The organism is Actinotalea solisilvae (assembly GCF_016464425.1).
GTDB classification, from domain to species: Bacteria; Actinomycetota; Actinomycetes; order Actinomycetales; family Cellulomonadaceae; genus Actinotalea; species Actinotalea solisilvae.
Genome location: NZ_JADDKQ010000009.1, coordinates 243,894 through 263,048 on the forward strand (window position 1 = coordinate 243,894; position 19,155 = coordinate 263,048).

Genomic DNA, 19,155 nt, shown 5'->3' on the forward strand with positions numbered 1-19,155 from the left:
TACGGCGCCCCCACCGCGCACGAGGTCCGTCGCGCGCCTAATATCGTTGAAAGCGCAATCGAACGGGAGGCGTCGATGACCGAGCTCGAGCGGGCCGAGCGGACCGAGCACGCCGAGGGCGGCCGGTACACCGTCCCCGGCAAGGAGTACGAGCGCGACACCCGGTACATCACGGACCGGATCACGGTCGACGCGCGCGACGGCTGGCCCGTGGAGGCGGGCCGCTACCGGCTCGTGGCCGCGCGCGCCTGCCCGTGGGCGAACCGGTCGATCGTCGTGCGGCGACTGCTCGGCCTCGAGGACGCGATCTCCCTCGGCCTGCCGGGCCCCACCCACGACGAGCGGTCCTGGACCTTCGACCTCGACCCGGGCGGCCGCGACCCCGTCCTCGGCATCGAGCGGCTCCAGGAGGCCTTCTTCGCGCGCGACCCGGAGTACCCGCGCGGGATCACGGTCCCCGCGATCGTCGACGTGCCGAGCGGCGCCGTCGTGACGAACGACTTCGCGCAGATCACGCTCGACCTGTCGACCCAGTGGACCGCGTTCCACCGGCCCGGGGCGCCCGACCTCTACCCCGAGGAGCTCCGCGCGGAGATCGACGACGTCGCGCAGCGCGTGTTCACCGAGGTCAACAACGGCGTGTACCGCTGCGGCTTCGCGGGCTCGCAGGAGGCCTACGACGAGGCCTACGCGCGCCTCTGGACGGCCATGGACTGGCTCGAGGAGCGCCTGACCGGCCGCCGCTACCTCGTCGGCGACACGATCACCGAGGCGGACGTGCGCCTGTTCACGACGCTCGTCCGGTTCGACGCCGTCTACCACGGCCACTTCAAGGCGAACCGGAACAGGCTGACCGAGATGCCGGCCCTGTGGGCCTACGCGCGCGACCTGTTCCAGACGCCGGGCTTCGGCGACACCGTCGACTTCGCCCAGATCAAGCAGCACTACTACGTCGTGCACCGCGACATCAACCCGACCGGCATCGTCCCGCAGGGGCCGGACCTCGCCGGCTGGGTCACGCCGCACGGCCGCGAGGCGCTGGGCGGACGCCCGTTCGGCGACGGCACCCCGCCCGGCCCCGTCCGCGACGGCGAGCGCGTCGAGCCGGCCCACACGCCGCTGCGCTGAGCGCCCCGCCTGCGGTCCCGCGGCTGCAAGCACCGCACCGCCCGGGACACAGGAGGGGTGAGGCGGCACACGTCGCCCGCGAGAGGGGCGGTGGCACGTGGACGGCTGGACGCGCACGAGGCGCAGCACGACGACGGCGCTCGCGCTCGCCGCGATGCTGGCCGGCTGCGCGAGCCTCGGGGCAGGGTCGGGTGGGGGCACCGAGGACGACGGCGCCGGTCAGCCGACCGGCGGCGAGGAGCAGGGAGGCGGGATGGACGACGTCGACCTCGAGGGCGACGGGCTGCTCGTGCGCGTCGCGCGCGGCGGCGGGTTCGTCCCGGTCGGCTGGGCGTTCCAGACGGTCGCGGACCTCACCGTCTACGCCGACGGGCTCGCGGTGCGCACCGGGCCGACGACGCTCGAGTACCCCGGGCACCTGCTGCCGAACCTGCAGACGCACCGCCTCACGGACGACGAGCTCGACGCGGTCGTCGTCGCCGCGCGCGACGCGGGCCTGTTCGCCGAGCCGCCGGACTACGGCTTCCCGAACATCACCGACGTCGGCTCCACGACGGTCACGCTGCAGGTCGGGGACCAGACGTGGGTCCACGACGCCTACGCCCTCGAGATCTCGCTCACCGGTGGCGGCAACGACGGCCTCACCGACGACCAGCGCACGGCGCGCGAGGTGCTCGCGGGCTTCGTCACCGACCTCGGTGAGGTCCTCGACAGGGCCGAGGAGACCGGCCCGTACGTGCCCGAGCGCTTCGCCGTCATGGCGCGCCCGATCGCCGAGGGCGAGCCGGGCGGCGACGTCGTGCCCGCGGTCGTCGACTGGCCGGTGGCCGCGCCGCTCGCGGACGCCGACTGCCTCGTCGTCGAGGACGAGGAGGCGGCGGTGCTCCGCCCGGCCCTCGAGGCCGCTCGCCAGGGTGACCGCTTCGTCCAGGACGGCGTCACCTACGAGGCGTGGGTCCGCGTGCTCCTGCCCGACGACCCCGGCTGCCACGGCGACGAGGCGGCGCCCGCGCAGGGCTGAGACCCCTCCGGTGAGGGGCCGGGAGGAGCCTCAGGACCGGTTCTCGACCCCCGCCTGCAGCAGCCCGAAGACGACCGAGTCGACGAGCGCCTCCCACGACGCCTCGACCATGTTCGGCCCGACGCCGACCGTGCGCCAGGTCGTCTCGGCGCCCGTGTCCATGGTCTCGACGAGCACGCGCGTCACGGCGTCCGTGCCGTGCTGGGTGTCCATGATCCGCACCTTGAAGTCGATGAGCTCGAACCGGCTCATCTCGGGGTACGTGGTCGCGAGCGCCTGGCGGAGCGCGTGGTCGAGCGCGTTGACCGGACCGTTGCCCTCGCCCGTCGAGAGGACCCGCCGGCCGCCGACGTGCATCTTCACCGTCGCCTCGGCGTTCGCCTCGCTCGGGTTGCCCGGGACGGTCTCGACGATGACGCGCCAGCTCTCGGTGTCGAAGAACCGCGTCCGCTCGCCGTCGAGCTCCTCGCGCAGCAGCAGCTCGAAGGACGCGTCGGCCGCGTCGTAGGTGTAGCCCTGCGCCTCGGCGTCCTTGACGCGGTTCGTCACGCGCGAGAGCAGCTCGCCCTGCCCGGCGAGGTCGAAGCCGAGCTCCCGGCCCTTGAGCTCGATCGACGCGCGTCCGGCCATGTCGGAGATGAGCATGCGCATGTCGTTGCCGATGAGGGTGGGCTCGATGTGCTGGTAGAGGTCGGGGTCGACCTTGATGGCGCTCGCGTGGAGGCCGGCCTTGTGCGCGAAGGCGCTCGCGCCCACGTACGGCTGGCGCGCGAACGGCGCGATGTTGGTGATCTCGCTGATCGCGTGCGCGATGCGCGTCACCTCGCGCAGCCCCTCCCCGGCGAGGAGCGCGCGTCCCTCCTTGAGCTGGAGGTTCGCGACCACCGTGAGCAGGTCGGCGTTGCCGGTGCGCTCCCCGTAGCCGTTGACGGTGCCCTGGACGTGCGCCGCTCCCGCCGAGACCGCGGCCAGCGTGTTGGCGACCGCGCAGCCCGAGTCGTTGTGGGCGTGCATCCCGAGCCGGCCGTCGACCTCGCGCCGCACCCGCCCGACGATCTCGTGGACCCAGTCCGGGAGCATGCCCCCGTTGGTGTCGCACAGGCAGACGCACTCGGCGCCCGCCTCGAAGCCGGCGCGCACCGCGGCCAGCGCGTAGTCGGCGTCGTACCGGAAGCCGTCGAAGAAGTGCTCGGCGTCGACGACGACGCGGCGGCCCTCCCCCACGAGGAACGCGACGGTGTCCGCGATCATGGCGAGGTTCTCCTCGCCCGTCGTGCGCAGGGCGCGCTCGACGTGGCGGATGTCGTGCTTGGCGACCAGGGTCACCACGGGGGCCTCGGAGTCGAGCAGGGCCCGCACCTGGACGTCGTCGGACGCGCGCGTGCCGGCCTTGCGCGTCGAGCCGAAGGCCGCGAGCTCGGCGTTCCTGAGGTCGAGCTCCTTGGCGGCGCGCCGGAAGAACTCGGTGTCCTTGGGGATCGCGCCCGGCCAGCCGCCCTCGATGAAGCCCACCCCGAGCTCGTCGAGCAGGGGGGCGATCGCGAGCTTGTCCGCGACGGAGAGGTTCATCCCCTCCTGCTGCGCACCGTCGCGCAGCGTCGTGTCGTAGACGTCGAACTTCTCCACGGTGGCTCTTCTCGTCGAGCGGTGCTGCGGTGCAGCGCGTGCGGGTGGTGCCGGTGGTGCCGTGACCGACGCGCCGCCCTCCCGGCGAGGGTGGGCCGGGAGCGGGCGGCTCGCGGGTCCGGGGCGTGGGTGGTGCCCGGACCAACAAAAAGACCCCCCGGGGTACGGGAGGTCTGCGCGCTCGGCGGTGTGCCGAACGCGCTACTCGATAATGAGGGTGAAGCAGGTCACGGGCCGATGATGCCATACCTACGGCACCGTAGGAAGCGCGTGTCCGCCGTCGGCTCCTAGGGTGGGCCCGTGCTCTTCGACGCACGTGACGGCGACGCGATCCGGGCCGGGACCGTCACCCTGACCTTCCGGCGGTGGCGGCGCGCGCAGGCGGTCGCGGGCCACCGCTACCGCACGATCCACGGCATCCTCGAGGTCGAGCGGGTCGACGTCGTCCCGCCCGGGCAGCTCACGCCCGACGACGCCCGGCGCGCGGGGTGCGCGTCGGTGGAGGCGCTGCTCGCGCGGGTGGGTGGGGACCCGGACCAGCCGCTGCACCGCGTCGCGTTCCACCTCGTCGACGAGCCCGACCCGCGCGCCGTGCTCGCGGCGTCCGACGACCTCGACGACGCCGCGCGCGCCGAGATCGACCGGCGGCTCGACCGCCTCGACCGCGCGTCGTCGCACGGGCCGTGGACGCGCGCGACGCTCGCGCTGATCGCGGAGCGGCCCGCGGAGCGCGCGCCCGACCTGGCGGCCTCCGTCGGGCGCGAGACACTCCCGTTCAAGGTCGACGTCCGCAAGCTGAAGAACCTCGGGCTCACCGAGAGCCTGGCCGTGGGGTACCGCCTCTCGCCGCGCGGCCGCGCGTACCTGGCCGGCCCGGCGTCGTCCTGAGACGACGCCGCCCGGCCGGCTCGAGAGCCGACCGGGCGGGACCGCCGTGCGAGGCGTCAGATCAGCCGGTGCATCCAGCCGTGGCGGTCCTCGGCGCGCCCGTACTGGATGCCCGTGAGCTGGTCCCGCACCCACGCGGTCACGGCGCCGGTCTCGCCGTCGCCGACCGTGAGGTCGAAGTCCCCGCTCGCGAGGCGGCCGATCGGCGTGACCACCGCTGCCGTGCCGCACGCGAACACCTCAGCCACGCTGCCGTCCTCGAGCCCGGCGCGGACCTCGGCGAGCGGGATCGGGCGCTCGTGCACCTCGCGGCCCGCCTCGCCCAGGAGCGTGAGCACCGAGGAGCGCGTGACGCCCTCGAGGATGGAGCCGTTGAGCGGCGGCGTGGACACCGACCCGTCGGCCCCGACGACGAACACGTTCATGCCGCCGAGCTCCTCGAGCTCGGTGTTCGTGACCGCGTCCAGGAAGCACACCTGCTCGCAGCCGTGCGCGTACGCCTCCTGCTGCGGCAGCAGGCTCGCCGCGTAGTTGCCGCCGCACTTGGCGAAGCCCGTGCCGCCCGGCCCGGCGCGGTGGTAGTCCTGGACGACCCAGATCGCGACGGGCTTCACGCCGCTCGAGAAGTACGGGCCGACGGGCGACGCGATGACGACGTACTCGACCTCGCGCGCGGGCCGCACCCCGAGGAACGTCTCGGACGCGAACATGAACGGGCGCAGGTACAGGCTCGTCTCGGCGCCCGAGGGCACCCACGCCGCGTCCGTGCGGACGAGCGCCTCGATGGAGCCGAGGAAGTCGGCCTCGGGCAGCTCCGGCAGCGCGAGGCGCCGCGCGGACGCCGCCATGCGGGCGGCGTTGGCCCAGGGGCGGAACGTCCAGACCGAGCCGTCGGCGTGCTGGTACGCCTTGAGGCCCTCGAACACCTCCTGGCCGTAGTGCAGGACGGCGGCCGCGGGGTTGAGCTGGAGCGGCGCGTGCTTCTCGACGCGGTGGTCGCGCCAGCCGCCGTCGGCCGTCCACGTGACGCGGGCCATGTGGTCCGTGAACACGGTGCCGAAGACGGGCGCCTCCATGAGCGCGGCGCGCTCGGCGTCGCTGCGCGCGGTGTCGCTCGCCCGGACCTCGAAGGCGTGGGCGGCGGACTCGCGCACCGGCCCCCCGTCGGTCCCGGCAGCGGTGGCGGAGGTGGGCGTGGTGGTGCTCATGTCGATCCTTTCACCAGGCGGTGACCGAGCCGTCGCGGGCTCGGTCTGACGGTACCGGTGGTGACGGCCGACGGGGGTCTCAGCCTGCGACGCGTGCCGCGAGGTCCGACCCGACCTCGGCCGTCGACCGTACTCGGTCGCCCCGCTCGGCGAGGTCGGCGGCGACGGCGGCCTCGACGCGCGCGGCGGCGTCGTCGAGCCCCAGGTGGGCGAGCAGCATGCTCACGCTCAGCACCGTCGCCGTCGGGTCGGCCTTGCCCTGGCCCGCGATGTCCGGCGCCGAGCCGTGCACGGGCTCGAACATCGACGGCGTCGTGCGGTCCGGGTTGATGTTGCCCGAGGCGGCGAGGCCGATGCCGCCCGTGATCGCGGCGGCCTGGTCGGTGAGGATGTCGCCGAAGAGGTTGTCGGTGACGATCACGTCGAAGCGCGACGGGTTCGTCGTCATGAAGATCGTGGCCGCGTCCACGTGCAGGTAGTCCGTCGTGACGTCGGGGAACTCCGCGTTCACGGCCTCGACCGTGCGGCGCCACAGGTGGCCGGCGTGCACGAGGACGTTGTGCTTGTGCACGAGCGTGAGGTGCTTGCGGGGACGGGCCTGGGCGCGCGCGAACGCGTCGCGGACCACGCGCTCGACGCCGAACCGCGTGTTGACCGAGACCTCGTTCGCGACCTCGGCGGGCGTGCCGACGCGGATCGCGCCGCCGTTCCCGACGTAGGGCCCCTCGGTGCCCTCGCGCACGACGACGAAGTCGACGTCGCCCGGGTCGGCGAGCGGCGAGCGCACGCCCGGGAACAGGCGGGCCGGCCGCAAATTGACGTAGTGGTCGAGCTCGAAGCGCAGGCGCAGCAGCAGACCGCGCTCGAGGACGCCCGACGGGACGCCCGGGTCGCCGATCGCGCCCAGGAGGATCGCGTCGTGCTCGCGCACGGTCGCGAGGTCGGCGTCGGTCAGGGTCTCCCCCGTCCGGTGCCAGCGCTGCGCGCCCAGGTCGAGCTCGGTCGTGGACACCTCCACGTCCTGACCCGCGAGAGCGGCGTCGAGGACCCGGAGCCCCTGCTCCACGACCTCGACCCCGATGCCGTCACCCGCGACGACGGCGAGCCGGATGTTGCGTCCCATGCGTGCGAACCTATCTCTCCGTCCCATCCACCGGGACGCTCGTCTCATCACGTGATCCATGAGGCGGCCGGCGCGCGACCCGCTCTCCGCCGCGCACGCGCGCGGGGCGGGAGCGCGGAGCGTCGTGCCGCGACACACCGGCGTGTCCTGGCACGACGCTCCACACTCCCGGCACGCCGCTCCACAGACGGGCACGCCGCTCCGCGGGCCGGCACGGCGCTCCGCGGTCGCGGGTCGTGGCTCGCCCCGAGGCGGCCGCGGACGCGCCGGAGCGCGCCCGCGGTCCCGGGGACGATCAGCGAGCCGCGGAGCCCTCGACGTAGTCGGAGTCCGAGTCCTTGATCCAGGAGAACATCTTGCGGAGCTCGCGCCCGGTCGCCTCGATCGGGTGCGCCTCGCCCTTCGCACGGAGCTCGGCGAACTCGGGCCCGCCCTTGTCCTGGTCCGCGATGAAGCGCTCGGCGAAGGCACCGTTCTGGATGTCCGCGAGGACGGCCTTCATGTTCTCCTTGACCTCGGGCGAGATGACCCGGGGCCCGGAGACGTAGTCGCCGTACTCGGCGGTGTCGGAGACCGACCAGCGCTGCTTGGCGATGCCGCCCTCGACCATGAGGTCGACGATGAGTTTGAGCTCGTGCAGCACCTCGAAGTAGGCGACCTCGGGCTGGTAGCCCGCCTCGGTCAGGGTCTCGAACCCGTACTGGACGAGCTGCGACGCGCCGCCGCAGAGGACCGCCTGCTCGCCGAAGAGGTCCGTCTCGGTCTCCTCGGTGAAGGTCGTCTTGATGCCGCCCGCGCGCAGGCCGCCGATGGCCTTGGCGTAGGACTTCGCGAGGTCCCAGGCCTGGCCCGAGGCATCCTGCTCGACGGCGACGATGACGGGGACGCCGCGGCCGCCCTCGTACTCGCGGCGCACGAGGTGGCCCGGGCCCTTGGGCGCGACCATGAACACGTCGTGGCCGGCCTCGGGCTTGATGTAGCCGAAGCGGATGTTGAAGCCGTGCCCGAAGACGAGCGCCGCGCCGTCCTGGAGGTTGGGGGCGATCTCGTCGCGGTAGACGTGCCGCTGGACCTGGTCGGGCGCGAGGATGACGACGACGTCGGCGGCGCGCACGGCGTCGGCGACGGTCGCGACCTTGAGGCCCTGCTCCTCGGCCTTGGCGCGCGACGGCGAGCCCTCGCGCAGGCCGACGGTCACGTCGACCCCGGAGTCGCGCAGGTTCAGCGAGTGCGCGTGGCCCTGGCTGCCGTAGCCGATGACCGCGACCTTCTTGGCGGCGATGAGGGACAGGTCGGCGTCGTCGTCGTAGAACAGCTCAGCCACGTCGGGATCTCCTTGGATAGCGGGTGTCGTGCAGAAGTGTGCGGGACGTCAGGCCGAGCGGCTGACGCGTTCCAGCGCTCGGTCCGTGATGGAGCGCGAGCCGCGGCCGATGGCGACCGTGCCGGACTGGACGATCTCGCGGATGCCGAACGGCTCGAGGGCCGCGAGCAGCGCGTCGAGCTTGCCGGGGCTGCCGGTCGCCTCGATGGTCACGGCGTCGGGCACGACGTCGACCACGTGCGCCCGGAAGAGCTGGACGACCTCGAGGACGTGCGAGCGCACAGAGACCTCGGCGCGCACCTTGACGAGCAGCAGCTCGCGCTGGACGGACGCGTCGGCCTCGAGCTCGACGATCTTGATGACGTTGATGAGCTTGTTGAGCTGCTTCGTCACCTGCTCGAGCGGGAGCTCGTCGACGTCGACGACCACCGTGATGCGCGAGATCTCGGGGTGCTCCGTCGGGCCCACGGCGAGGGAGTGGATGTTGAACGAGCGGCGGGCGAAGAGGCCCGCGACGCGCGTCAGGACACCCGGCTTGTTCTCGACGAGCACCGAGAGGGTGTGCCGGCTCATGCTGCACCTTCTTCTTCGAGGACGGGCGTGCTGACGGGCGCGAGCGCCGCGTCGAGCAGGGCGACGACGTGCAGGGACGTGCTGTCGAGCAGCGGCACGGGTGCCGCGGCGGGGTCGGTCGCGTCGAGCAGCAGCGACAGCTCGGTGCAGCCGAGGACGACGGCCTGGGCGCCGTCGTCCACGAGCCGCGCGACGATCTCGAGGTAGGCCTCGCGCGACGCGTCGCGCACCTCCCCGCGCACGAGCTCGTCGTAGATGACGCGGTGCACCTCGTCGGCGTCGTCCGGCCCGGGGACGACGACGTCGATGCCCTGGCCGCCGAGCCGCGCGGGGTACAGCTCGCGCGAGCGCATCGTGTAGCGCGTGCCCAGGAGGCCGAGCCGCGTGACGCCCAGGGCCGCCGCGGCGCCGGCGACGGCGTCGACGACGTGGACGACCTGCACGCCCTCCCCCGCGCCGCGCACGACGTCGTCGTGCACGAGGTGCATGGTGTTCGCGAGGATGCCCACGACCTCGGCACCGGCGGCCGCGAGCGCGGCGGCCTCGGCCTCGTAGCGCCGGCCGAGCGCGGCCCAGTCGCCCGCGACCTGGAGCGCCTCGACCTCGGCGAAGTCGACCGAGCGGAGCACGAGGTCGGCCGAGTGCATGCCGCCGAGGCGGTCGCGGACCCCGCGGTTGAGTGCCGTGTAGTACGTCGCCGACGACTCCCACGAGGTGCCGCCGAGCAGGCCGATGCGGCGCTGGACGGGCGTCGCCGGCCCGCTGTCCCCGGCCATCACTCCTCCCGGTCCCACGCCGGGCTGATGCCCCGCGCGTACTGGATCTCGTCGTTGCTCACGCCGGCCGCGACCATCGGCCACACCATCGCGTCGCGCGAGACGGTGAAGTCCACGACCACGGGCTGGTCGTCGATCTCCATCGCGCGCTGGATGGTCGCGTCGACGTCGGCGAGGGTCTCGCAGCGCAGGCCGACGCAGCCGTAGGCGTCGGCGAGCTTGACGAAGTCCGGGATGCGACGCGTGCCGTGGCCCGTGTGCAGGTCGGTGTTCGAGTAGCGCGACTCGTAGAACAGCGTCTGCCACTGGCGGACCATGCCGAGCGACGAGTTGTTGATGACCGCGACCTTGATCGGGATCTCGTTGATCGCGCAGGTCGCGAGCTCCTGGTTGGTCATCTGGAAGCAGCCGTCGCCGTCGATGGACCACACCGTGCGGGCCATGTCGCCGACCTTCGCGCCCATCGCGGCGGGCACCGAGTAGCCCATGGTCCCGAGGCCGCCCGAGTTGAGCCACGCGTTGGGGCGCTCGTAGCGGATGAACTGCGCGGCCCACATCTGGTGCTGACCGACGCCCGCGACGTAGACGGCCTCGGGTCCGGAGATCTCGCCGATCCGCTTGATGACGTGCTGCGGCGCGAGGTGGCCGTCCTCGGGCTCGGTGAAGCCGAGGGGGAACGTCTCGCGCCAGTCGTCGATCTGCTTCCACCAGCCCTCGAGGTCGGGCTTGCCGTGCTGCGTGTGCTCGCGCGCGAGCTCGGGCAGCAGGTCCGCGATGACCTCCTTGAGGTCGCCCACGATCGGCACGTCGACGCGGCGGTTCTTGCCGATCTCGGCGGGGTCGATGTCCGCGTGCACGATCGTCGCGTTCGGCGCGAAGGACGAGAGCTTGCCGGTCACGCGGTCGTCGAAGCGCGCGCCCAGGGCGACGACGAGGTCGGCCTTCTGGAGCGCGGCGACGGCGGGCACGGTGCCGTGCATGCCGGGCATGCCGAGGTTCTGCGGGTGCGAGTCGGGCAGGGCGCCGCGCGCCATGAGGGTCGTCACGGCGGGCGCGCCGGAGGCGTCGACGAGCTTGCGCAGCTCGGCGTGCGCGCCCGAGCGGATCGCGCCGCCGCCGACGTAGAGCACCGGGCGCCGCGCCGTCGCGAGCAGGCGGGCCGCCTCGCGGATCTGCTTGGCGTGCGGCTTGGTGACCGGGTGGTAGCCCGGAAGGTCGATCGCGGGCGGCCACGAGAACGTCGTGCGCGCCTGCATGGCGGACTTGGCGATGTCCACGAGCACCGGTCCGGGCCGGCCGGTCTGCGCGATGTGGAACGCCTGCGCGATGACGCGCGGGATCTCGTCGGGATCCGTGACGAGGAAGTTGTGCTTGGTGACCGGGAGCGTGATGCCGACGATGTCGGCCTCCTGGAACGCGTCGGTGCCAATCATTGAGGCACCGACCTGGCCCGTGATCGCCACGAGCGGGACGGAGTCCATGTTCGCGTCCGCGATGGGGGTGACGAGGTTGGTCGCGCCCGGGCCGGACGTCGCCATGCACACGCCGACCTTGCCGCTGGTGTACGCGTAGCCGGACGCCGCGTGGCCCGCGCCCTGCTCGTGCCGCACGAGGATGTGCCGCACGGCCGTCGAGTCCATGAGCGGGTCGTAGGTGGGCAGGATCGCGCCGCCGGGGATGCCGAAGACCACCTCCGTCCCGGCCGCCTCGAGCGAGCGGACGATCGACTCCGCGCCCGTGACGGGCTCACCCTGCGCGACGACGGACGTCCGCGCCGTGTCGGCCGTCGGCCGCGCCGGCGGCTGCGGCGTCGGGCGGGGGGCCTGCCGGGCGGCGTCCGTGGACGGCGCGGCCGGGTTCGTGCCCTGGACCATCGTGTCTCCCTGCTGTGACGGGTCGTGCTGGTGGTGCGTGCTGTGCGTGCTGCCGGTGCGGACATGAAAAAACCCCTCGGCCCGGGAGGGCTCGACGAGGGGTGGCGCGCGGACGACCTGCTCAGCGGACGTCGGGCGCCGAGGGAAGTACTACGAGGAGCGTCTGCACCCTCGGCACCCTACGCCTGCGCCGGACCGATGTCACGCAGGGCACCCGGGTGTCCACATCGTGGTTCACGTGTCCGATGTTCGGACACACGCGCGGTCACCAGTCGACGGCAGGGAGACCGTCGAGGCTCTCGCGGTTCTTGCGCCGCCGGTACTCGATCAGCCCGTCCTCGCCCTTGCGCTCGTTCGCGCGGTCGAGCACGTCCCGCTCCGCCACGTAGTCCATGAGCGGGACGGCGAAGCCGCACGAGTCGGACACGCGCTGCACGTCGACGACGATGACAGCCCGCGTGCCGGGGTGGTCGGGGAACCGCGGCAGCCAGTCGGCGAGCTCGGGGTCGCCGAGCCCCACCACCCGGCCCGTGCCGTGCAGCCGCACGATGTTCGGGCGACGCTCGAACGAGCACACCATCACCGTGATCCGTCCGTTCTCCCGCAGGTGCGCGATGGTCTCCGCCCCCGACGCGGTGAGGTCGAGGTAGGCGACCTGCGTCGGGCCCGTCACGACCAGCGTCCCGAGCCCGCCCTTGGGCGAGACGTTGACGTGCCCGTCGCCCGCGAGCGGCGCGGTCGCGACGAAGTAGACCGGCTGGGCCTCGATGAAGGCGGCGAGGCGGTCGTCGATGGCCGGGTGCACGGTTCCCACCGGGACTTCCTACCGCACGGCGCGGGCGGCCGGGAAAGCCCTGTCGCCCGCGGACGCGCGCGAGCACGCTGGTCGGGTGGACGACGCGGCGACGACGCAGGACCCGGGGTCCGCCGCCCTGCGCGACCGCGTCCTCGAGGAGTTCGGCGTCAGGCTCGTCGCGACCGAGGAGGTGGCGCACGGTGCCGACCGGCGGGCACGGCTGTGGCGCGCCCGGGCCGACGACGGCTCCCGGTACGCGCTCAAGCGCAGCAGCGGCGGCACGCCGGCGGGCACGGTCGTCTCGGCGTACCTCGCGGACCGGGGCGTGCCCGGCGTCGTCGGCCCGCGGCGGACCCGGCACGGACGGCTGTGGGCCGGCGGGGACGGGGACCGCCTCACGCTCGTGCCGTGGGTCTCGGACACCCGGGCGCTCGACGGGCCGATGACGACGGCGCACTGGCGCGCGTACGGCGAGGTGCTGGCGGCCGTGCACGCCGCCGAGGTCACCGACGAGCTCGCCGCCCTGCTGCCCGCGGGCGGCGCCGCGTACCCGGCGGTCGTCGCGTCCGCGCGGTCCGTCGACGCGCGCCTGCGCGAGCTCGGTCCCGACGCACGCGCGGACCCGCTGGTGGACGGGCTCTCCGGAGTCTGGTCGGGGATGCGGGACGCCGTCACGGCCCTGGCCGACGCGGTCGAGCGCCTCGGGGCGGGGCCCCTCGCGGACCCGGGACCGGCCGTCGTCTGTCACGGCGACCCGCACCTCGGCAACCTGCTGCTCGGCCCGCGCGACCGGGTCTGGCTCGTCGACTGGGACGACGCGGTCCTCGCACCTCGCGAGTGCGACCTCATGTTCGTGCGTGACGGCGTGCTCGCCTTCGCGCCGGTCACGCCCGCGCAGCGCGCCGCGGTCCTGGCCGGCTACGGGCCGGTCGACGCCGACGCCGCCCGGTCGGCGTGGTTCCTCGCGCTGCGGGCGTGCGACGACGTCGCCGACTGGTCGCGCCAGGTCCTCGACACTGGCGACGCCCTCGCGCCGCGGCGCCGTGCGCTCGACGTCGTGCGGGGCCTCGCCTCCCCGCGCGGCCTCGTCACCCTCGCGAGTGCCGCCCTGCGCAGCCTGCCGGGCGCGCACTGAGCAGGCTCACCACGCGTCCGCGCCGGCGAACGACGTCGGCCGCGGCGCGACGCCGAGGACCCCGCGCAGCACCGTGAGGTCGTAGGTCCGCTCGTGCAGGAGGTGGCTGAGCGCGTAGCGCGTGAGCCGCGGGGCGGGCACGCCCGGGAGCCGGTGCAGGGCCTCTCCCACGACCGCCGCGGCGAGAGCTAGGCGGGCCGGGACGGGCACCACGCGGACCGGCAGGCCGCGCTCCGCGAGCAGGGCGGCGAGGGCGTCGCGCAGCACGACGGGCTCGGCGTCGGCGACGTTGGCGACGAGCGCGGTGCCGGCCGCGAGCGGCACGGTGGCCGCGGCGAGCGCCGCCTCAGCCAGGGTGCCCACGGCGGTGAGGTGCTGGCGGACGTCCCCGCCGCCGGGCAGCAGCAGCCGGTCCCCACGCACCGCGCCGAGGACGCGCGGCAGCAGCGTCGTGTCGCCCGGGCCGTACACCGCGTGAGGTCGCAGCACGACGACGTCGCGTCGCGCGGCGGCCGCGAGCACGACGCGCTCGGCATCGGCCTTGGCCTCGGCGTACGCGTCGAGGTACCGGTCGACGGGCGCCTCGTGCTCGCGGGCGAGCACGCTCGGTCGGCGCGGGTCGTAGACGCTCGCGCTCGAGACGTGGACGACCCGCGCGGCGCCGGTGGCCTCGAGCACGGCCCGCGTGCCGTCGACGGTGACCGCGCGCACGCGGTCGAGCGGACCGCCGTCGCCCACCCAGGCCGCCGCGTGCACGACGACGTCCGCGTCGGCCAGCGCGCGCGCGACCTCGGCGCCGGGCGGGGCCGTGAGGTCCCACGTGACGTGCGGCGCGCCGGGCACGCCCGCCGCCCGGCGCGACGTCGTGACCACCTCCCATCCCGCGCGCACGGCCGCGCGCGCGACGGCGCCGCCGACGAACCCGGAGGCGCCGGTCACGACGAGGCGGCTCATGTCGCGCGGGACGCGAGGTGCGCCGCGGCGGCGCCCGCGAGGGCCGCGCGGTCCGGCTTGCGGCTGCGGCCCTGGACCGGGACACGGTCGGCGACCAGCACGTGGTCGGGCATCGCACCGTGGTCGAGCACCGTCGGCAGCAGGGGGCGCAGCGCGTCGGCGAGCGCGCCGCCGTCACCGATCTCGAACGCCGTGCGCCCGCCCGTGCCCGCGCCGCGCGGCGCTGCGTCGCCGCCCGACGGCGCGTGCGGGACGACGACCAGGACGACCTCCTCGTCGCCGTCGGCCGCCCGCGGCACGCCCACGAGGAACGCCGCCGCGACCCCCGGCAGCGCGGCGAGGCGCGGCTCGTACAGGCCCGGGTAGATGTTCGTGGTCCCCCGGATGAGCATGTCGCGCGTGCGGCCCACGAGCACGAGGCGGCCGTCGGCGTCCCACCGCGCCAGGTCGCCCGTGCGGTGCTCGCCCGACGCCGCCGGACCGTCGAGCAGGTAGCCGCGCATGAGCGACGGCCCGCCCAGCACGAGCTCGCCCACGCCCGGGGCCGCGTCGCCGTCGACGGCGCCGGTGTCGAGCCGGGCCGTGACGCCCGCGAGGGGACGTCCGACGAGGTCGCCGTCGACCGCAGCCGCGAGCTTCTCCTCCGCCTCGACGACGGCCACGGGGAGGATCTCCGTCATGCCGTAGACGCCCGCCCAGCGGGTCCCGGGCAGCAGCGCGCGCGCCCGGCGGAGCAGCGCCGCGGTGACGGGCGCGCCGCCGACGAGCACGGTCCGCGGCCCGGTCGGCGCGACGCGGCCGTCCTCGACCGCGTCGAGCAGCGCGGTGACGTCTGCGGGCACGAGGAACGTCATCGCCGCGCCGGGCAGGCCGCCCGCGTAGCCGACGACGTCGTCGGCGGGCGCGCGCCGCGGCAGCGACCACGTGCCGCCCGCCACGAGCGCGGGCAGGCCGAGCAGCATCTGGTCGGTGTGCACGACGTCGCCCGGCGCGACCTCGCACACCTGGCGCAGCAGCGCGGTGCCGGCGCCGAGCGAGCCGCGCGTGTGCACGACGGCGCGCGGGGCCGCCGTCGTGCCGGAGGTGAAGACGACGAGCGCCTCGGCGTCCGGGCGTCGGGTGACGCCCTCGGCCGACGGGGGCCCGGCGGCCAGCGTGCGGGCCCGCCGCGCACCGCGCGGGACGCCCGGCAGCCAGCGCCCCGCGTACGCGTGCCGCACGTCGAGCCGCGCGTAGTCGGGCAGCAGCACGCCCCGGCGCCGCGCGACGTGCGCGAGCGCGGGCCGCGACAGCGCGTACAGCAGCGACTCGGTCGCCGCCCACGTCGGCGCGGCCGCCCGCACGCGCGCGGCGAACAGCTCGGGCGTCGAGCCGGGGTCGACGAGCACGAGCGAGCCGCCCGCGGCCACGACGCCGAGAGCGAGGACGAGCCCCTCGGTGCGCGGGCGGACCGAGAACAGGACGCGGTCGCCGTCGCGCAGCCCGCCGGCACGCAGCGCCGCGGCGGTCGCGCGCACGCCCGCGCCGAGCGCCGCGTACGTCGTCTCCTGACCGGCGTGGCGCAGCGCGACCCGGCCCGGGTGGGTGTCGCACTGCGCGAGGACGTCCGCGACGAGGTCGGCGCCGTGCGCCGCAGGGTCGTCGCTCACGCGCACGCCACCCGCAGGGACGCGTAGGCCGGGATGAGGACGCGCCGGGCGACCTCGCGGTCGACCACGCGGAGCGGACCGCGCTCGCGCACCGCCGCGACGAGCGCGTCGAGCACCGCGGTGATCTGCACGGTCGCGAGCGGCATGCCGAGGCAGAAGTGGGGCCCGGCGCCGAACCAGAGCTGGCGGACGGCGGCGGGCGGCGGGGTGTCCGGGTCGAACGGACCGGCCGCGCGGCAGCACAGCAGGGTCGCGACGACGACCCGGTCCCCCGGGCGCACGGCGACGTCCCCGATCCGTCCGGGCGCCTCGACGCTGCGGAGCATCGCGGGCGTGGGCGCGGTGATCCGCAGCGCCTCGCCGACGACGCGTCCCGCGAGCAGCGGGTCGTCCGAGGCCGCGAGCCGCACGTCCCACCCCGTGTCCGCGAGCAGCGCGGCGAGCCGCGGGACGAACGACACGAGCGTCTCGGTCCCCGTGAGCACGAACGCCCCGACGGCGCCGAGGGCCTCGCGCTCGCTGAGGCCGAGGCCGCGCATGCGCCCGGGCACCGTGGCCTCGTCGCCCTCGCGGTACGCGATCGCCGCGTGCGCGGTGAGGCGGCCGAGCACGGCGCGCGCCCGGCGCACCTGCGCGCCGGTGAGGCGCCGGCGGTGGAGGCGGACCATGCCGACGATCTCCTGCGCGTCCCGGAACGCCGCGCGCACGCCGTCGTCGGTCGCGGGCAGGCCCGTCATGCGGCAGATCACCGAGCCCGCGACGCGCCCGGCCATCGCCACGAGGTCGACGGTCTCCCTCGCGACCAGCGCGCGGGTGAGGGCCGCGCCCTCGGCCGCGAGGACCGGCCCGGTGAGCTCGGCGACGGCGCGCGGCGTGAAGAGGCCCGCGAGCCGCCCGCGCAGGCGCGCGTGGTCGGCGCCCTCCATGTTGAGCAGCACCGCGGGGCCGAGCACGGGCGTCCAGAGGTCGGCCGGCGAGCCCGGCCCGGTCTTGGTGAAGGTCGCCGCGTCGAGGAGCACCTCGCGCGCGAGCGCCGCGTCGCTCACGACGACGCCGATGCCGGGCACGCGCACGACCGGCCCGCGGGCGGCCACGCGGCGCAGGAACGGCAGCACGACGGGGTGGGCGCCGTGCTGCACACGCTCCTCCCAGCGCATCGCCTCGGCGAGCGACCCCGCCGGCCGCGCGAGACCGGGCGCTCCGGTCACCGGATGTCCACGAGCTCGGGGCGGTACCGGTGGTCGGCGTACCAGGCGAGCGTGCGGCGCAGCCCCCACGCGTGGACGCGCCGCACCGACGCGTGGATGACGACGTCGCGGCGGTAGCCGTAGCGCGGCGTGAGCCGGCGCACCGCGTTGACGAGCGCGCGGTCCTCGTGGAGGTCCTCGATCGCCGTGCGCGGGAAGCCGCCCGCGCGCTCGTAGAGGTCCGCCGTGATGGCGAGGTTGCAGCCGGGGCACATGAGGTACGGGCCGAGGTAGGCGGGGTCCTGGTTGCCGGGGCGGACCTGGCCGAAGCGGGCGGCGAGCGCGACGGCACCGCGGAGCGCCGCGCGGCGCGCCGGGCCGACGGGCACGTCGTCCGAGCGCGGCAGCATCGGGCCTGTCACGAGCTCGAGGTCGGTGGAGAGCGCCCGGCGCACGGCGCGCGTCCAGCCGGGCGCGGGGACGCAGTCGGCGTCGGTGCGGGCGAGGAGGGTCGCCCCGGCGGCGATCGCGGTGCGCATGCCCGTGTCGGCCGCCGCGCCGGTGCCCTTGACCTGCTCCTCGACCACCCGCCACCGCGTCAGGCCCCACCGCTCGACGAACGCGCGCACGACGTCGGCCGTCCCGTCGGTCGAGCCGTTGTCGACGACCACGACGTCGAAGTCCTGGTCCTCCTGGTCGCGCAGCGCCGTGAGGGTCGCGCCGATGCCGGCGACCTCCTGGAACGCGGGCACGACGACGGCGAGGCGGCCGGTGCGTGCGGCGGCGTACGGCCGGGGGTGGCCGCTCACATCCGTACGGCCATCGCGCCGATGCTGATGCCGCCCGCCAGGCCCACGAGGACGACGACGTCGCCCGGCTCCAGGCGGCCCTGCTCCTGCGCGCGCACGAGCTGGAGCGGGAGCGTCACCGACGCGAGGTTGCCGTGGTCCGCGACGGTGAGCAGGGTCTTCTCGGGCGGCAGGCCGAGGGCCTCGTGCACGTCGCGCAGGTAGGTCACCGCGACCTGGTGCACCGCGACGAGGGCGACGTCGTCCCAGGTGAGGCCGGCACGCCCGAGCACGTCGAGCACCGTCGCCGGGCCGAGCGCGAGGAAGGCCTCGCGCAGGCGGCCGCCGTCGATGTCGAAGTAGGTGCGGTCGAGGTCGCGGGGGTGGGTGGTGCCGCCGCCGGGGAGCGTGCCGATGCTCCAGTGCCCCGACTCGGCGGCGAAGGCCGACGCGAGGATGCCCGCAGGCGCCGGGCCCGCGTCCGGGGACGCCGCGCGGACCAGGACCGCGGCGCCGCCGTCGGACATCGTGTAGCCCGCGGCCGAGCGCAGGTAGGTCGCGCGGTCGGGCACGTCCCAGCGCACCGCGCGCGACGGCGCCTCCCCCGACGCGACGAGCACGGTGGCGTAGCGCCCGGTGCCGATGAGCGCCTCGGCGACCTCGAACGCGTTGAGCACGGAGTTGCACGCGTTCTTCACGTCCATGACCGGGCACCGGAGGCCCAGCTTCTGGGCCACGATGTGCGCCGTCGCGGGCTCGACCATGTCCTGGCTCGCGGACGCGAACAGCAGGAGGTCGACGTCGTCGGTGCGCAGGCCCTGGGCGGCGAGCAGCTTCTCGGCCGCGGCGACCGCGAGGTCGGACGCCTGCCAGTCGTCCGGCAGCAGGTGGACGGTCCGCACCCCGGTGAGCCGCTCGACCATGCCGGGCGGGGGCGCGACGCCCGGGTTGCGCTCGGTGAGGCGGCGCTCGGCGTCGGCGACGGCGACCGTGCGCTCGGGCAGGTGGACCTCGACCCCGGCCAGGACCGCGACGGGCGCCGGCGCGGAGCGCACTCGCGCGGACGGGAGGGCGGCGGGCATGCGGAGGAGCCTAGCCAGGCGCC

General features: G+C 75.1%; 17 protein-coding genes. 4 read left to right on the forward strand and 13 right to left on the reverse strand.

Annotation, left to right across the window (positions count from 1 at the left end):
- Positions 1 to 75: 75 nt before the first annotated feature.
- Complete coding sequence (locus JIG38_RS09985) at positions 76 to 1,128, forward strand: glutathione S-transferase family protein (RefSeq protein WP_199423642.1); 1,053 nt, start codon at positions 76 to 78, stop codon at positions 1,126 to 1,128.
- A gap of 97 nt (positions 1,129 to 1,225) precedes the next feature.
- On the forward strand, positions 1,226 to 2,149 hold the full coding sequence (locus tag JIG38_RS09990) for a hypothetical protein (protein WP_199423643.1): 924 nt from the start codon (positions 1,226 to 1,228) through the stop codon (positions 2,147 to 2,149).
- Between the two features lie 30 nt (positions 2,150 to 2,179).
- On the opposite strand, the gene cimA is transcribed toward JIG38_RS09990, so the two are convergent.
- Complete coding sequence (gene cimA / locus JIG38_RS09995) at positions 2,180 to 3,775, reverse strand: citramalate synthase (protein WP_199423644.1); 1,596 nt, start codon at positions 3,773 to 3,775, stop codon at positions 2,180 to 2,182.
- Positions 3,776 to 4,075: 300 nt separating this feature from the next.
- Between cimA and JIG38_RS10000 the strand changes: the two genes are divergently transcribed.
- Positions 4,076 to 4,663 (forward strand): ASCH domain-containing protein, encoded by a 588-nt coding sequence (locus JIG38_RS10000; RefSeq protein WP_199423645.1) that lies wholly within the window; start codon positions 4,076 to 4,078, stop codon positions 4,661 to 4,663.
- Positions 4,664 to 4,719: 56 nt separating this feature from the next.
- Here JIG38_RS10000 and JIG38_RS10005 read toward each other — a convergent pair whose 3' ends face one another.
- The 7 genes from JIG38_RS10005 to JIG38_RS10035 all read right to left on the reverse strand — a co-directional run bounded on the left by JIG38_RS10005 (position 4,720) and on the right by JIG38_RS10035 (position 12,355).
- Complete coding sequence (locus tag JIG38_RS10005) at positions 4,720 to 5,871, reverse strand: branched-chain amino acid aminotransferase (protein WP_199423646.1); 1,152 nt, start codon at positions 5,869 to 5,871, stop codon at positions 4,720 to 4,722.
- Between the two features lie 79 nt (positions 5,872 to 5,950).
- Entirely contained in the window at positions 5,951 to 6,994 is a 1,044-nt protein-coding gene (locus JIG38_RS10010; RefSeq protein WP_199423647.1) for a 3-isopropylmalate dehydrogenase, read from the reverse strand.
- A gap of 295 nt (positions 6,995 to 7,289) precedes the next feature.
- Complete coding sequence (gene ilvC / locus JIG38_RS10015) at positions 7,290 to 8,318, reverse strand: ketol-acid reductoisomerase (protein ID WP_199423648.1); 1,029 nt, start codon at positions 8,316 to 8,318, stop codon at positions 7,290 to 7,292.
- Positions 8,319 to 8,366: 48 nt separating this feature from the next.
- Positions 8,367 to 8,891, reverse strand: coding sequence for an acetolactate synthase small subunit (gene ilvN / locus JIG38_RS10020; RefSeq protein ID WP_199423649.1), 525 nt, complete (start codon positions 8,889 to 8,891; stop codon positions 8,367 to 8,369).
- Positions 8,888 to 9,667, reverse strand: coding sequence for an aspartate/glutamate racemase family protein (locus tag JIG38_RS10025; protein ID WP_199423650.1), 780 nt, complete (start codon positions 9,665 to 9,667; stop codon positions 8,888 to 8,890). Before JIG38_RS10025 ends, ilvN begins: the two co-directional genes overlap by 4 nt.
- Positions 9,667 to 11,541, reverse strand: a complete 1,875-nt coding sequence (locus JIG38_RS10030) for an acetolactate synthase large subunit (RefSeq protein WP_199423651.1) — start codon at positions 11,539 to 11,541, stop codon at positions 9,667 to 9,669. The genes JIG38_RS10025 and JIG38_RS10030 overlap by 1 nt, the downstream gene beginning before the upstream one ends.
- A 265-nt stretch (positions 11,542 to 11,806) precedes the next feature.
- The gene (locus JIG38_RS10035; RefSeq protein ID WP_199423652.1) at positions 11,807 to 12,355 is read right to left on the reverse strand and encodes a pyridoxamine 5'-phosphate oxidase family protein; all 549 of its coding nucleotides are present in this window, start codon (positions 12,353 to 12,355) and stop codon (positions 11,807 to 11,809) included.
- A gap of 76 nt (positions 12,356 to 12,431) precedes the next feature.
- Between JIG38_RS10035 and JIG38_RS10040 the strand changes: the two genes are divergently transcribed.
- On the forward strand, positions 12,432 to 13,472 hold the full coding sequence (locus JIG38_RS10040) for a phosphotransferase family protein (RefSeq protein ID WP_199423653.1): 1,041 nt from the start codon (positions 12,432 to 12,434) through the stop codon (positions 13,470 to 13,472).
- Positions 13,473 to 13,478: 6 nt separating this feature from the next.
- On the opposite strand, the gene JIG38_RS10045 is transcribed toward JIG38_RS10040, so the two are convergent.
- Genes JIG38_RS10045 through JIG38_RS10065 form a run of 5 tightly spaced genes read right to left on the reverse strand, consistent with a single transcriptional unit; the run spans position 13,479 to position 19,132 of the window.
- Positions 13,479 to 14,426 carry an NAD-dependent epimerase/dehydratase family protein gene (locus tag JIG38_RS10045; RefSeq protein ID WP_199423654.1) on the reverse strand — a complete coding sequence of 316 codons (948 nt, stop codon included), beginning with the start codon at positions 14,424 to 14,426 and terminating at the stop codon, positions 13,479 to 13,481.
- Positions 14,423 to 16,075: a class I adenylate-forming enzyme family protein gene (locus tag JIG38_RS10050; RefSeq protein ID WP_199423655.1), complete on the reverse strand. Its 1,653-nt coding sequence runs from the start codon at positions 16,073 to 16,075 to the stop codon at positions 14,423 to 14,425. Before JIG38_RS10050 ends, JIG38_RS10045 begins: the two co-directional genes overlap by 4 nt.
- On the reverse strand, positions 16,072 to 17,283 hold the full coding sequence (locus tag JIG38_RS10055) for a cytochrome P450 (protein ID WP_307844783.1): 1,212 nt from the start codon (positions 17,281 to 17,283) through the stop codon (positions 16,072 to 16,074). Before JIG38_RS10055 ends, JIG38_RS10050 begins: the two co-directional genes overlap by 4 nt.
- On the reverse strand, positions 17,280 to 18,071 hold the full coding sequence (locus JIG38_RS10060; protein WP_199423656.1) for a glycosyltransferase family 2 protein: 792 nt from the start codon (positions 18,069 to 18,071) through the stop codon (positions 17,280 to 17,282). Before JIG38_RS10060 ends, JIG38_RS10055 begins: the two co-directional genes overlap by 4 nt.
- Complete coding sequence (locus JIG38_RS10065; protein ID WP_199423657.1) at positions 18,068 to 19,132, reverse strand: 3-oxoacyl-ACP synthase III family protein; 1,065 nt, start codon at positions 19,130 to 19,132, stop codon at positions 18,068 to 18,070. The genes JIG38_RS10060 and JIG38_RS10065 overlap by 4 nt, the downstream gene beginning before the upstream one ends.
- Positions 19,133 to 19,155 lie beyond the last annotated feature (23 nt).

Bases quoted from the DNA above. Each gene is read 5' to 3' on its own strand.
- JIG38_RS09985 (WP_199423642.1), top strand. From the start codon at position 76: ATGACCGAGCTCGAGCGGGCCGAGCGGACCGAGCACGCCGAGGGCGGC.
- JIG38_RS10005 (WP_199423646.1), bottom strand. From the start codon at position 5,871: ATGAGCACCACCACGCCCACCTCCGCCACCGCTGCCGGGACCGACGGG.
- JIG38_RS10010 (WP_199423647.1), bottom strand. From the start codon at position 6,994: ATGGGACGCAACATCCGGCTCGCCGTCGTCGCGGGTGACGGCATCGGG.
- ilvN (WP_199423649.1), bottom strand. From the start codon at position 8,891: ATGAGCCGGCACACCCTCTCGGTGCTCGTCGAGAACAAGCCGGGTGTC.
- JIG38_RS10025 (WP_199423650.1), bottom strand. From the start codon at position 9,667: ATGGCCGGGGACAGCGGGCCGGCGACGCCCGTCCAGCGCCGCATCGGC.
- JIG38_RS10030 (WP_199423651.1), bottom strand. From the start codon at position 11,541: ATGGTCCAGGGCACGAACCCGGCCGCGCCGTCCACGGACGCCGCCCGG.
- JIG38_RS10045 (WP_199423654.1), bottom strand. From the start codon at position 14,426: ATGAGCCGCCTCGTCGTGACCGGCGCCTCCGGGTTCGTCGGCGGCGCC.
- JIG38_RS10065 (WP_199423657.1), bottom strand. From the start codon at position 19,132: ATGCCCGCCGCCCTCCCGTCCGCGCGAGTGCGCTCCGCGCCGGCGCCC.